Source organism: Pseudomonas sp. B21-047 (genome assembly GCF_024748775.1).
Lineage (GTDB): Bacteria > Pseudomonadota > Gammaproteobacteria > Pseudomonadales > Pseudomonadaceae > Aquipseudomonas > Aquipseudomonas capeferrum.
This window is the reverse complement of the sequence record NZ_CP087169.1, coordinates 2404381-2417757: the sequence shown is the minus strand read 5'-3', so window position 1 is coordinate 2417757 and position 13377 is coordinate 2404381. Positions and strand designations below refer to the sequence as shown.

At 63.8% G+C, this 13377-nt stretch carries 13 protein-coding genes; 7 read left to right on the top strand and 6 right to left on the bottom strand.

Annotated features, from left to right (window positions below; translation table 11 throughout):
• The first annotated feature begins 8 nt into the window (after positions 1 to 8).
• Together garD and LOY26_RS11105 are read left to right on the top strand one after the other, a co-directional pair.
• Complete coding sequence (gene garD, locus LOY26_RS11110) at positions 9 to 1562, top strand: galactarate dehydratase (RefSeq protein ID WP_186663558.1); 1554 nt, start codon at positions 9 to 11, stop codon at positions 1560 to 1562.
• A 69-nt stretch (positions 1563 to 1631) separates the two neighbouring features.
• On the top strand, positions 1632 to 3212 hold the full coding sequence (locus LOY26_RS11105; protein WP_186659536.1) for an aldehyde dehydrogenase (NADP(+)): 1581 nt from the start codon (positions 1632 to 1634) through the stop codon (positions 3210 to 3212).
• 259 nt (positions 3213 to 3471) lie between these two features.
• On the opposite strand, the gene LOY26_RS11100 is transcribed toward LOY26_RS11105, so the two are convergent.
• Positions 3472 to 4221 carry a FadR/GntR family transcriptional regulator gene (locus LOY26_RS11100; RefSeq protein WP_033697384.1) on the bottom strand — a complete coding sequence of 250 codons (750 nt, stop codon included), beginning with the start codon at positions 4219 to 4221 and terminating at the stop codon, positions 3472 to 3474.
• 197 nt (positions 4222 to 4418) lie between these two features.
• Here LOY26_RS11100 and LOY26_RS11095 point away from each other — a divergent pair, with 197 nt between their 5' ends.
• The 3 genes from LOY26_RS11095 (at position 4419) to LOY26_RS11085 (ending at position 6570) form a co-directional block, all read left to right on the top strand.
• Complete coding sequence (locus LOY26_RS11095; protein ID WP_186659534.1) at positions 4419 to 5066, top strand: DUF998 domain-containing protein; 648 nt, start codon at positions 4419 to 4421, stop codon at positions 5064 to 5066.
• Positions 5067 to 5140: 74 nt separating this feature from the next.
• On the top strand, positions 5141 to 5470 hold the full coding sequence (locus LOY26_RS11090) for a hypothetical protein (protein ID WP_186659532.1): 330 nt from the start codon (positions 5141 to 5143) through the stop codon (positions 5468 to 5470).
• A 179-nt stretch (positions 5471 to 5649) separates the two neighbouring features.
• Positions 5650 to 6570, top strand: coding sequence for a LysR family transcriptional regulator (locus tag LOY26_RS11085; RefSeq protein WP_186663556.1), 921 nt, complete (start codon positions 5650 to 5652; stop codon positions 6568 to 6570).
• On the opposite strand, the gene LOY26_RS11080 is transcribed toward LOY26_RS11085, so the two are convergent.
• Entirely contained in the window at positions 6555 to 7070 is a 516-nt protein-coding gene (locus tag LOY26_RS11080; protein WP_186659527.1) for a DMT family transporter, read from the bottom strand. The genes LOY26_RS11085 and LOY26_RS11080 overlap by 16 nt on opposite strands.
• Positions 7071 to 7293: 223 nt before the next feature.
• Here LOY26_RS11080 and LOY26_RS11075 point away from each other — a divergent pair, with 223 nt between their 5' ends.
• Positions 7294 to 8058, top strand: a complete 765-nt coding sequence (locus tag LOY26_RS11075; protein ID WP_186659525.1) for a DNA alkylation repair protein — start codon at positions 7294 to 7296, stop codon at positions 8056 to 8058.
• Positions 8059 to 8078: 20 nt separating this feature from the next.
• Here LOY26_RS11075 and LOY26_RS11070 read toward each other — a convergent pair whose 3' ends face one another.
• From LOY26_RS11070 to LOY26_RS11060, 3 genes are all read right to left on the bottom strand, one after another.
• Positions 8079 to 8657, bottom strand: coding sequence for a hypothetical protein (locus LOY26_RS11070; protein ID WP_033697378.1), 579 nt, complete (start codon positions 8655 to 8657; stop codon positions 8079 to 8081).
• 110 nt (positions 8658 to 8767) lie between these two features.
• Complete coding sequence (locus LOY26_RS11065) at positions 8768 to 10060, bottom strand: sorbosone dehydrogenase family protein (RefSeq protein ID WP_186659521.1); 1293 nt, start codon at positions 10058 to 10060, stop codon at positions 8768 to 8770.
• Entirely contained in the window at positions 10057 to 10431 is a 375-nt protein-coding gene (locus LOY26_RS11060; RefSeq protein WP_186663663.1) for a DUF2231 domain-containing protein, read from the bottom strand. The genes LOY26_RS11065 and LOY26_RS11060 overlap by 4 nt, the downstream gene beginning before the upstream one ends.
• Positions 10432 to 10665: 234 nt before the next feature.
• Here LOY26_RS11060 and LOY26_RS11055 point away from each other — a divergent pair, with 234 nt between their 5' ends.
• Positions 10666 to 10965, top strand: coding sequence for a hypothetical protein (locus LOY26_RS11055; protein ID WP_186659518.1), 300 nt, complete (start codon positions 10666 to 10668; stop codon positions 10963 to 10965).
• A gap of 97 nt (positions 10966 to 11062) precedes the next feature.
• Here LOY26_RS11055 and LOY26_RS11050 read toward each other — a convergent pair whose 3' ends face one another.
• Positions 11063 to 13249, bottom strand: a complete 2187-nt coding sequence (locus LOY26_RS11050; protein WP_033697372.1) for an OsmC domain/YcaO domain-containing protein — start codon at positions 13247 to 13249, stop codon at positions 11063 to 11065.
• Positions 13250 to 13377 lie beyond the last annotated feature (128 nt).

The following is a 13377-nucleotide window of genomic DNA, read 5'->3' as shown; positions in this document are numbered from 1 at the left end:
GCCCGAACATGCAGTTGATCGAACATTCCGACTCGCCCCGCTACGTCCGCCTGCACGATGACGACAATGTCGTGGTAGTGGTCAACGACGGTGGCCTGGGTGAAGGCGCCCGCTTCCCCGACGGCCTGACCCTGGTCGAAGGCGTGCCACAGAGCCACAAGGTGGCCACCGTGCTGATCGCCAAGGGCGAGCCGGTGCGCCGCTATGGGCAGGTCATCGGCTACGCCCTGGAAGACTTGCGCCAGGGCACCTGGGTGCAGGAACGCCAGCTGGCCATGCCAGAGGCGCCGGCGCTGGACAGCCTACCGCGTTGCGATGCCGTGCCCGAGGCCCTGCCGCCGCTCGAAGGCTTCACCTTCGAGGGCTACCGCAATGCCGACGGCACCGTGGGCACCCGCAACATCCTTGGCATCACCACCACCGTGCAATGCGTGACCGGCGTGCTGGAGCATGCGGTCAAGCGCATTCGCCAAGAACTGCTGCCCAAGTACCCCCACGTCGATGACGTGGTCGCCATCACCCACAGCTACGGCTGCGGCGTGGCGATCAATGCCCGCGATGCCTACATCCCGATCCGCACCGTGCGCAACCTGGCGCGCAACCCCAACCTTGGTGGCGAAGCGCTGGTCATCAGCCTGGGCTGCGAAAAACTGCAGGCCGGCCAGGTCATGCATGACAACGATCCGTCGGTAGACCTCAGCGACCCGTGGCTGTACCGCCTGCAGGATGCCAGCCTGGGCTTCGGCGAAATGATCGAACAGATCATGGCGCTGGCTGAAACCCGCCTGAAAAAACTCGACCAGCGCCGCCGCGAAACGGTGCCCGCCAGCGAGCTGATCCTGGGCATGCAGTGTGGCGGCAGCGATGCGTTCTCCGGCATCACCGCCAACCCGGCACTGGGCTACGCCTCGGACCTGCTGGTACGTGCGGGTGCGACCGTGCTGTTTTCGGAAGTGACCGAAGTGCGCGACGCCATCTACATGCTGACCTCCCGCGCCGAGAACCAGGACGTGGCCGAGGCGCTGGTGCGTGAGATGGACTGGTACGACCGCTACCTGCAACAAGGCGCGGCCGACCGCAGCGCCAACACCACGCCGGGCAACAAGAAGGGTGGGTTGTCCAACATCGTCGAAAAGTCCCTGGGCTCGATCGTGAAGTCCGGCAGCGGCGCCATTCAGGGCGTGCTTGGCCCTGGCGAGCGGGTGGCGCGCAAAGGCCTGATCTTCTGCGCCACCCCGGCCAGCGACTTCGTCTGCGGCACCTTGCAACTGGCGGCCGGGATGAACCTGCATGTGTTCACCACGGGCCGCGGCACACCGTACGGCCTGGCCATGGCCCCGGTGGTCAAGGTCTGCACCCGCACTGAACTGGCCGAACGCTGGCCCGACTTGATCGACATCGACGCAGGGCGCATCGCCACAGGCCGCTCGAGCATCGAGGAACTGGGTTGGGAGCTGTTCCACTACTACCTGGACGTGGCCAGCGGCCGCAAGCAGACCTGGGCCGAGCAGCACAGGCTGCATAACGACATCACCCTGTTCAACCCGGCGCCGATTACCTGAGGGCCTTGGGGCTGCTTTGCAGCCCTTCTTGAGCGCCTAACCCCTACATTCACCTACAGGAGTGCCAAAATGCCTGAGATCCTAGGCCACAACTTCATCGCCGGTCAGCGCAGTGCCGCTGGCGCGCAACGCCTGCAGAGCCTGGACGCCACCACCGGCGAGGCCCTGCCTTACAGCTTCGTGCAAGCCACTGAAAGCGAAGTCGACCAAGCCGCCCAGGCCGCCGCTGCCGCCTTTGCCGAGTTCCGCCAACTGACCCCGGCGCGCCGCGCCGAGTTCCTCGATGCCATCGCCGCCGAGCTGGATGAACTGGACGACGCCTTCGTCGCCATCGTCTGCCGCGAAACCGCCCTGCCTGCAGCGCGGATCCAGGGCGAGCGCGGCCGTACCAGTGGCCAGATGCGCCTGTTCGCGCACGTGCTGCGGCGCGGTGACTACCTCGGTGCACGCATCGACCTGGCCCTGCCCGAGCGCCAACCACTGCCTCGCGTCGACCTGCGCCAGATGCGCATCGGCGTAGGCCCGGTCGCCGTGTTCGGTGCCAGCAACTTCCCGCTGGCCTTCTCGACGGCCGGAGGCGACACGGCTGCCGCCCTCGCCGCTGGCTGCCCGGTGGTGTTCAAGGCACACAGCGGCCACATGGCCACAGCAGACCTGGTCGGCTGTGCAATCCAGCGCGCCGCCGAGCGCACCGGCATGCCCAAGGGCGTGTTCAACATGGTCTTCGGCGGCGGTGTCGGCGAATGGCTGGTCAAGCACCCGGCCATCCAGGCGGTCGGTTTCACCGGCTCGCTCAAGGGTGGTGACGCCTTGTGCCGCATGGCCGCCGAGCGCCCACAGCCAATCCCGGTATTCGCCGAGATGTCCAGCATCAACCCGGTGATCATCCTGCCTGGTGCCCTGGCCAAGCGCGGCGAAGCCATCGCCCGCGAACTGGCGGGCTCGGTGTGCCTGGGTGCCGGCCAGTTCTGCACCAACCCGGGCCTGGTGATCGGCCTGCAATCGCCGCAATACAGCCAACTGCTCGCCGAGCTCGGTCAGCACCTCGAGCAACAGGCCGGCCAGACCCTGCTCAACGCTGGCGGCCTGCGCAGCTATGTGGGCGGCCTGGAACACCTGCACGCCCATGCGGGCATCGAACACTTGGCTGGCCAACCGCAAGCAGGCAGCCAGGCGCGGGCCCAGCTGTTCAAGGCACAGGCGCGCCTGCTGGTCGACGCCGACCCCTTGCTGCAAGAAGAAGTGTTTGGCCCGACCACCGTGGCCGTCGAAGCCCAGGACAACGCACAGCTGCGCGCCGCCCTGCTTGGCCTGCGTGGCCAGTTGACCGCGACCCTGATCGGCGAGCCTGAAGATTTCGAAGCCTTCGCCTGGCTGGTGCCGCTGCTGGAAGAAAAGGTCGGTCGGATTCTGGTCAATGGCTACCCCACCGGCGTCGAAGTGTGCGATGCCATGGTCCACGGCGGGCCGTACCCGGCTACGTCGGATGCGCGCGGCACCTCGGTCGGCACCTTGGCCATCGACCGCTTCCTGCGCCCGGTGTGCTACCAGAACTACCCGCAGGCGTTGCTGCCTGAGGCACTTCGCGATGAGAACCCGCTGGGGTTGCGCCGGTTGGTGAATGGGCAGTGGAGTGACGGGGGGATCTGATCGCCCTGAAATGTAAAAGCCCCGCACACGTCGTAATGCTGTTCACTTAAGTTCGCCGGGGGCCGCTCTGCGGCCCTTTCGCGGCACAAGGCCGCTCCTACAGTATCCGCGTGAGCCCCTGAATATTGGCTTACGCTGACGTTGTAGGAGCGGCCTTGTGCCGCGATGGGCTGCGCAGCAGCCCTAAGTGAACAGCATTACGCACACGTCGGGGCTTTTTCTTTTGTCGGTACCGGCCTCTTCGCGGGTGAGAGAGGTCTCAGGCCCCTTGCGCCTCAGCTTCCTCATGCGCCTGGCGCAGGCGCTCGCGGCTGTTGCTCAGGTGCATGCGCATGGCCATCTTCGCCCCTTCGCTGTCTTGCCGGGCAATGGCTTCGTAGATCGCCTCGTGTTCATGCATCAGCCGGCTCATGTAGTGCGCCTGGTCGTCATGGGCCAGGCGCGCCGAGTTGAGCCGGGTACGCGGGATGATACTGGTACCCAGGTGGTTGATGATGTCGGCGAAGTAGTGGTTGCCACTGGCCTGGGCAATGCGCAGGTGGAACTGGAAATCCGCCGATACGGCATCGTTGGCATGGGCCGCGCCTTCGTTGAGCTCATCCAGCGCCGCGCGCATGCCGACCAGCTGTTCATCGCTGCGCCGCTGCGCCGCCAGGCCCGCCGACTCGATCTCCAGGGCAATGCGCAACTCCAGCACCGCCAGCACTTCACGCAGGGTCACCACGGTCGCCGGGTCGATACGGAAACCGCCCGTGGACGGTGCATCCAGCACAAACGTACCGATGCCGTGCCGGGTCTCCACCTGCCCTGCGGCCTGCAGCCGCGAGATGGCCTCGCGCACCACCGTGCGGCTGACGCCCTCTTCGGCCATGATCTGCGATTCGGTCGGCAGCTTGTCGCCGCGCTTGAGCTGGCCGCTGCGAATCCGCTCGGTCAGCACTGTGACCAGTTCCTGGGCCAGACTGCGCGGCTTGCGCCGGGTCCTTGCCTGTACCTGCTGCTCTGTCATGCCCTGTATTTCACCTTGAAAGACAATGCCCATGATAGCGCAAGCAGTTGTACGATCACATACACCGTATGCGGTATTTCTGTATGGGTCTGCGCCACGCACTACGCAAAGAATCTGCTTCACGCGCTGGTCTATCCCCGCTGCAAGGCTGTACTGTGCGCCTTCGCGCTCACTCATCCATGGAAGGAAACGACAGCATGAAACCCCTCGACCGTCTTCTGCTCGCCACTGGCCTGCTGATCCCCCTCTGGCTGCTGGCCGGCGTCTGGCTGACCGCCCAGGCTTACCCAGGTTACGACCACCTGCAACAGGCCATGAGCCAACTCGGCGCCGAGGGTTCACCCACCCAGCTCTGGTCGCCACGGGTCAGCAACTTCCCCCTGGCCGTGCTGTTCGCCCTGTTCGCCTGGGGCCTGGCCCGTCGCTGGCAGGGGTCGACCCTGGCACGGGTCAGCGCCGTTCTGGTGCTGCTGCATGGCCTGGGCAGCCTGGGCACTGGCTGGTTCCCCTGCGACCAGGGCTGCGCACCGGCGCAGCCCTCGCTGTCACAGCAACTGCACAACCTCTCGGGCCTGCTGATGTTTCTTTCATTGACCCTGGCCAGTGCCCTGTGGGCATGGCTGGGCAAGCGGCTTGCCGGTTCGCGAACGTTGGCGCTGTTCTCCCTGGCGTGCGTGGTGCTGGCGATCGCCACCGTCGTGCTGATGGGGCAGGCGGCGCAGAGCGGCCATCTGTTCGGCCTGTACCAGCGCCTGAACTACGGCATATCGGTGATCTGGGTGGCTGGCCTGGCCTGGGCCAGCTTGCGCCCGCCAGCCAACGCGCTGCGCATGGCCGCAATCTGACGGCAAATTGCTGGCCCCCAGTGGCTTGAAGCGAAGGCAAACTCCCTTCTCCTTCAGATGCTTAGGACAGCAACATGCGAGTACTTCTAGCAACGATGGCCGGCTGCCTGCTGGCCACGGCCGCCTTCGGCGCCCAGGCCAAGGCGCTGAGCCAGAATGATCGCCACACCTGTGGCTGGGGCGCGCAGATTGCCGCAGAAGCTCAGCAGGCCAAGTTAGCGGGGGTAACCCTGTATGCCACGCGCAAGAAGCTGCAGGTGCGCAGGTTCGCCAAACCGTGGATGCGCATGACCGCCTTCGGCATTACCGAGCAGACCTACAACAGCCGATCGCGGTTGAAGCCGGCGGCGATCAAGCAGACCTACTACGAGCAATGCGTGCAGCATGCTGTGGCAAGAAGATAAAATATTATTTTTCATAAACTTAGAGTAGATACTTTAAGTAAAACATTGAATACGGATCCTGTCCGAACTATCAAGCCGCGCCGTCGGCCGCAGCCGCTAGACGCTGTGACCGGCGTCCAGCGCCTGGACATCTGTTAGGCTGATCAAACCCCTCTCGGCCAGCCTCGACTATTCGCCCCATGGATGAACTGCGCAAGATCGACCTCAACCTGCTCCTGGCCTTGCATGCGCTGCTGACCGAGAAGCACGTGACCCGCGCCGCCCTTCGTCTGCATCGCAGCCAGCCGGCAGTGAGTCATGCATTGGCACAACTACGCAGGCATTTCGACGACCCGTTGCTAATCCGCCAGAACGGCCACATGGCGCTGACCGCACGTGCGCAGTCGCTGGCCAAGCCGCTGCAAGACGCCTTGGGCAACCTCAATGCGCTGCTGGCCGCCCCCCTGTTCGACCCGGCCCAGGCCCAGCGCCGCTTCCGCTTGTCACTGTCCGACTATTCGTCGCGCATCATCCTGCCCGCGCTGGTTCGCCACGTGCGCCAGGTCGCCCCAGGCGTAGACCTGGCGATCAGCCAGGCCAGCCGTGAAACCATGTTGGCTCAGCTGCTCGATGGCGAACTCGACCTGGCCTTGGGCATATTCCCCGACCTGCCGCAGGACATCACCGCACAGCCACTGTTCGAGGAAAGCTTCACCAGCGTCGCTGACTGCCAGGTGTTGCCCGCCAGCGGGGGCCTGACGTTGGCCGAGTGGCTTGCGCGGCCCCATGTGTTGATAGCTATGCGCCCGGATGCCCACGATGAAATCGAACGCGCGCTGGCCGCCCGAGGCCTGCAACGGCGCATTGCCCTGGCGCTGCCGCACTGGAGCGCGGCGCTGGAGGTACTTGCCGGCACCGACCTGATTCTCACAGTGGCCAGCCGTGCGGTCGGTTCATTGCGCCAGCACACAGCGTTGCGCCGGTTTGAACCGCCACTGGCCATTCCCTCATTTGCCTATCAACAGGCCTGGCATCAGCGCAAAGACAGCGACCCCGGGCACCGCTGGCTGCGCGAAGCCGTGTGGGCTTGCAGTCAGCCGCTTGATCAGCCTTCTGACTGATTGAGCGCTGGCGGCTTGGCCGCAGCGCTTGTCGCCCAGTTGCCCTGCACCATGAATACCCCGCACAAAATCAGCACCACCCCGGCCAGCCTGACCAGGCTGATCGGCTTGCCACCCAACCCCATCACCCCGAAATGGTCAGCAATTACCGCCATCAGGATCTGCCCTGCCACCACCAGCGCAAGAAAACCCGCTGCGCCCAGTTTCGGCGTAAGTGCGGCCGCGCCGGCCACGTAAATGGCACCCAGCACGCCGCCGATCCATAACCACCAGGGCCCTTGCAGGGCCTTGCTTACGTCTGGTGCGGGTACCCGGAGGATCAGCAGCGCTGCGATCACCACCAGCGAACTCACCGCAAGTGAGGTGAATGCCCCCCACAACCAATGCCCCAAGGCCCGGCCAACCGCCGCGTTGCCAGCCGCCTGAAACGGCAGCAGCGCACCCGCGAGAAAGGCCATGGCAACCGGGACAACGATGAAAAGCAGGGTTTTGCTGTACATGACGCCCTCAATATCGGTAGTTAGAGGGTCATGATCCGGACATTTGCCAGGACCATGGAAATCGAAAATATGCACGCGAATTATTCGCGCGATGGATGGCGGGAGACCGGACCGTGATACAGGGCAGCCCCAGAACCAACCCGTTGAGCTAGGATGCTGGCCTTGCGCGCCCACACGCTGTGGGCCGCAGGTGTATTTCCCCTTTTGTGATGGAACACATTCGATGAGCGATGAACGCAAGACGCAACTGGACCACGGCCTGATACCGACCCGCAACCTTGCAGAATGCCTGGCAGTCGACCAACTTGCCCTGGCAACGGCCGTCGCACAGCAACTGCCGCCTGCCGTAGGTGAATGCCTGGTTCAGGCAACCAAGGAAAAACAGCCCTTGGGGCTGTCGAAAAAAATCGCGGGCATCGGCCTGGCCCTTGGCCAATGGTTGCAACAAGCCCCCGTTGCGATTAGCCAGCAGGTGTTCGAACACTGCGGTGCCCACCCTTCGGATACGGTGCGCAGCTGGGCGGCCTTCGCGCAGGCGCACCTCACCGTCAGCCTTGACCTGCAGGCGGCCCTGGCGGCCCAACTGCGCTTCGCCAGAGACCCGCACTTCGGTGTGCGCGAATGGGCCTGGATCGCCTTGCGACCGCGCCTCAGCGAGGACCTCCCTGCGGCCCTCGCATTGCTCGGCAGGCAGGCCAGTAGCGAAGACCCGCTGGAACGTCGGTTCTGCATCGAAGTGCTGCGCCCCCGCGGCGTCTGGTGCGAACACATAACGGCCCTCAAGCAGGCGCCGGAGGCCGCCGAAGCGCTGCTGGTGCCGCACCTGGCGGAAAGCGAGAAATACCCCCAGGACTCGGTAGCCAACTGGCTCAATGACGCCAGCAAAACCCGACCAGACTGGGTACTCGACCTGTTCGAGCGCCATCCACCGGCCTGCAAGGCCTCGCGACGCATCCAGCAACGGGCCACACGCAGCCTGACGCGCTGAATCCCCCTAAGCGGCCGCCGTCAACGCGACGTCTCGACCCTCAGCACTTCGGTGTAGATGGCATCGACCGTCTGGCCCACCTTGAGGTTTTTCATCCGCGCCTGCAGGTCGGGGTTCTCGACCTTGACCACCTGCAGCTTGCCCTCTGGCGGCAGCAGGCTCACTTCATGCTGCTTGAGGTCGATCTTCTTGATCTGCGAGGTGACCCTGACCTGGCGGAACGCCTCGCCGCCCGGGTTCGGGTTGTTTTCGGTGGCGCGAATGGTGCCGGACTCATCACTGACCTTCGGCGCACCGCCCACATCGGTGTTGAGCACATAGGCCACCGCGCGGGTCACGTAGATGTCGACCGTGTCACCGACTTTGAGGTTGGGCAGCGCCTTGGCCTTTTCCGTCAACTGGAAGGTCACAGGCTTGTCGTTGGCCCCCTGCACCGTGACCAGGCGCTTCTCCAGGTCGATGGCCTGGACCTGGGTGGTGACATGGCTTTCAAGCGCTTCACTGCCAATCGGCACGTCGGCGGCCTGGGCTGTGAAGCTGCCAGCGAAGACCAGCGAGGCGATTGCCACAGCGCGAGCGAGTGAACTGATAGGTTTCATAGGCATGCTTCCCTGTAATCGTTTCCGGGTTGGTGCGTGAAATACTCACGCGCCAACAAGCATAGACACTGTCGGGCGCCCGTGCGGCGATGCAAGGGCGCCCGTTGCGCTTAGCGGTTGCGAGTCACCCGCCAGACGGTGTTGGCCAGGTCGTCGGCGATGATCAAGGCGCCACGCGGGTCGACCGTGACCCCCACTGGCCGCCCACGGGTCTTGCCATCCTCACCGCGAAAGCCTGTGGCGAAGTCAACCGGCTCGCCTGCCGGCTTGCCATTGCTGAACGGCACGAACACCACCTTGTAGCCCACCGGGTTCGGCCGGTTCCAGCTGCCGTGCTGCCCCACGAACACACCGTCGGCGAAGCGCTCGCCCATGGCCGGAATAGAGAAGTCGACACCTAAGGCGGCCACATGCGAACCCAGGCTGTAATCCGGCTTGATCGCCGCCGCTACCTTGTCCGGGTTCTGCGGCCTGACCCGCTCATCGACGTTCTGCCCCCAGTAGCTGTAGGGCCAGCCATAGAAGCCGCCTTCGCGCACTGACGTGAGGTAGTCCGGCACCAGGTCGGGGCCGAGTTCGTCGCGCTCGTTGACCACCGCCCACACCTGCCCGGTCTGTGGCTGGACAGCCAAGGCCGTCGGGTTGCGCAGGCCGGTCGCGTAGGGCCGGTGCGCGCCGGTCTGGGCATCGACCTGCCAGACCATGGCCCGATCGATCTCCACTTCAAGGCCGCGCTCGGTGATGTTGCTGTTCGAACCAATGCCGACATACAGGAAACGACCATCAGGGCTTGCGGTCAGCGCCTTGGTCCAGTGGTGGTTGATCTCGGCCGGCAGGTCGGTGACCTTGGTCGGCGCAGCACTGGCCTTGGTCTGGCCGTCCTGGTAGTCGAAACGCACCAGCGCATCCTGGTTGGCCACGTACAGCTTGCCGTCGGCAAACGCCAGGCCATAGGGTGCATTGAGGTTTTCCGCGAACACCGTCTGCAGCTCGTAGGTGCCATCGCCGTCGGCGTCCCGCAGCAGGGTCAGGCGATTGCCGCCTTTGACCTGGGTATTGCCCTTGGCCTTGATCTGGCTGGCGATCACATCCTTGGGCTTGAGTTTCGCTGCGCTGCCACCGCGGCCCTCGGCCACGAGGATATCGCCATTGGGCAGCACCAGGCTCTGGCGGGGGATCTTCAGGCCGGTGGCGATCGCCGTGACGCTGAAGCCTTCGGGCACGGTGGGTTTCTGTTCACCCCAGGCCACCGGCTCGGCGATTTTCATGCTCGGCAGCAGCCCGCGCTGTGGCTCCGGCAACTTCGGGTCGGGGCCATGGGCCTGGGTAGGCTCCCCTTCCCCGCCACACGCGCTCAGCAATACCGCCACGCTCAACAGGCTCAATGCATGCAAAGGCTTCATGCCACACCTCCCGAACGCAGGTTGCTCAGCCCGGTCCACGCGGCCACAGCTGCAAGCGCGGTCACGATCACCGACAACACCAAGCCCGAGGGCATTACCGCCCAGGCGTCCTTGGCATGTTCGAAGGCATTGACCAGCCCCAGCACCCAGGTGGCCAGCAACAGTACGAAGTACAGGGTTGCACGCCCACCCTTGTGCTCGGCGCGGACCAGGTTGACCAACGCGAACAGCAGCGCCAGCCCACAGCACAGCAGGCCACCGGCGATCAGCCAGGCAGCGAAGTTGCTCCACTGGATCTGGAAGCTGTTGAAGTAGGCGATATCGCTCAGCAGCGCGCCAAAAAACAACGGAACACTGCCGGCCAGCAGCATGGCGTGCAACGGGCCTGGCGTGCAGCGGTAGAGGGTTTGCTCTGATGCGGTCACGGCGCCTCCTTATCGTTCAGTGACCCTTGGCTGATGGCTGAAGCCATCAGGCGTGCGCGGGGTGCGCTTAGCAAAGGAGCGTCTCTACAGCGCGATAGTTCACCGTTTCGCTTGAATGAAATATCCTGACAAGAACCGCCACGGTGTTTCTGTGCGGCATTTTTCAACGAGGAGATCGGCATGAGCAACAACTGGGGGCGCACGGGTGCGCTCTGGGCACTGAACACGCTGCTCATCCTCGGCCTGGGCCTGGCCTCGGGCTGCTCCAGCAAAAACAGCAAGGCCCGCTACGCAGCCACCACCGTCGGCTCCAACTGCTTCGCCAAGGCCGTGCCCAGCACCGGCGAAGGCGGCCTGGCCTGGGGCAATACCTTGAGTATTGCCCGGCAGAAGTCGCTGAATAACTGCGTTCGCTACGCGGGGCGATCGGGGGGCACACCCAGGACTTGCCAGGTGGTGATGGCGAAGTGCAAGAACTGAGGCGTGTGGTTTGAGGCTTGCGGCGCCTGGTAGATCGAGCGCCGCCCGCGCGGCGCTCGATCTACCAGGCGCTGAAACACTCAAGAGCTAAACCGCCTCAGGCAAACTTCGCCCGAGCGGCATGCAGCTTCTTGTAGCTCTCGATCAAACGCAAATGCCGATCCAGGCCTTCCAGCTTCATGCTGGTCGGCGTCAGGCCATGGAACCGCACGCTACCGTCTACCGAGCCCAGCACCGCGTCCATTCGCGGGTTGCCGAACATGCGGCGGAAGTTGGTTTCGTAGTCTTCCATCTCCAGTTCATCGTCCAGCACCACTTCCAGCACCACATTCAAGGCCTGGTAGAACAGGCCGCGCTCGACGGTGTTGTCGTTGAACTGCAGGAACGCCTCGACCAGCTCCTTGGCCTCTTCAAAGCGCTGCACAGCCAGGCAGATCAGCAGCTTCAGCTCAAGAATGGTCAACTGGCCCCACACCGTGTTGTCGTCGAACTCGACACCGATCAGCGTGGTGATGGTCGTGTAGTCATCCACATCGCAGTTGTCCAGGCGCTTGAGCAGCAATTTGAGCGAGCGGTTGTCCAGGCTGTGCAGGTTGAGGATGTCGGCGCGGAACGACAAGGCCCGGTTGGTGTTGTCCCAGATCAGGTCCTCTACCGGGTAGATCTCCGAGTAGCCCGGCACCAGGATGCGGCACGCAGTGGCACCCAGGTTGTCGTACACCGCCATGTACGCCTCTTTGCCCAGGTCTTCAAGAATGCCGAACAGGGTCGCGGCTTCCTGCACGTTGGAGTCTTCGCCGTGGCCGGAGAAGTCCCACTCGACGAACTCGAAATCGGCCTTGGCACTGAAGAAACGCCATGACACCACGCCGCTTGAGTCGATGAAGTGTTCGACGAAGTTGTTCGGCTCGGTCAGCGCGTGGCTTTCGAAGGTTGGCTGCGGCAGGTCGTTCAGGCCCTCGAAGCTGCGGCCCTGGAGCAACTCGGTGAGGCTGCGTTCCAGCGCCACTTCAAGGCTCGGGTGCGCGCCGAACGAGGCGAACACGCCACCGGTACGCGGGTTCATCAAGGTCACGCACATCACCGGGAACTCACCGCCCAGCGACGCATCCTTGACCAGCACCGGGAAGCCTTGCTCTTCCAGCCCCTGGATGCCGGCAACGATGCCCGGGTACTTGGCCAGCACCTCCTGCGGTACATCCGGCAGGCACAGCTCGCCTTCGAGGATTTCGCGCTTCACTGCCCGCTCGAAGATTTCCGACAGGCACTGCACTTGCGCTTCGGCCAGGGTATTGCCAGCGCTCATGCCATTGCTGAGGAACAGGTTCTCGATCAGGTTGGACGGGAAATACACCACCTCTTGGTCCGACTGGCGCACGAACGGCAACGAGCAGATGCCCCGCGCGGTATTGCCCGAGTTGGTGTCGTACAGGTGCGAGCCGCGCAGTTCGCCGTCGGGGTTGTAGATGTCCAGGCAGTTCGCGTCGAGGATCTCGCTGGGCAGCGCATCCTTTGGCCCAGGCTTGAACCACTGCTCGTTCGGGTAGTGCACGAACGCAGCGTTGGCGATCTCTTCGCCCCAGAATTGGTCATTGTAGAAGAAGTTGCAGTTCAAACGCTCGATGAACTCACCCAGCGCCGAGGCCAGCGCGGCCTCCTTGGTCGAGCCCTTGCCATTGGTGAAGCACATCGGCGACTGCGCATCGCGCACATGCAGCGACCATACGTTGGGCACGATATTGCGCCACGAAGCGATCTCGATCTTCATCCCCAACCCGGCCAGGATCGCCGACATGTTGGCGATGGTCTGCTCCAGCGGCAGGTCCTTGCCCGGGATATAGGTGGTGGTGTCCGACACCGGCATCAACAGCCCTTGGGCATCAGCATCCAGGTTGTCGACCACTTCGATGACGAATTCAGGCCCGGTCTGCACCACCTTCTTCACCGTGCAACGGTCGATGGAGCGCAGGATGCCCTGGCGGTCCTTCTCGGAGATGTCTTCGGGCAACTCGACCTGGATCTTGAAGATCTGGTTGTAGCGGTTTTCCGGGTCGACGATGTTGTTCTGCGACAGGCGAATGTTTTCGGTGGGGATATCGCGGGTCTGGCAGTACAGCTTCACGAAGTAAGCCGCGCACAACGCCGAAGACGCCAGGAAATAGTCGAACGGCCCTGGGGCCGAACCGTCGCCTTTGTAACGGATCGGTTGGTCGGCGATCACCGTGAAGTCGTCGAATTTGGCTTCGAGGCGGAGATTGTCGAGAAAATTGACCTTGATTTCCATGCGGGATTACCGTGATTTAAGCGTGCAAAACGAAATTGGCCGGCATTATCCGGGTTTTTCGCCTGGAAGTCCTGTTTGCCTGGCGCACCGCCGGCCTTGCGCATTTCGCCGGATTACTTGCCTGATCC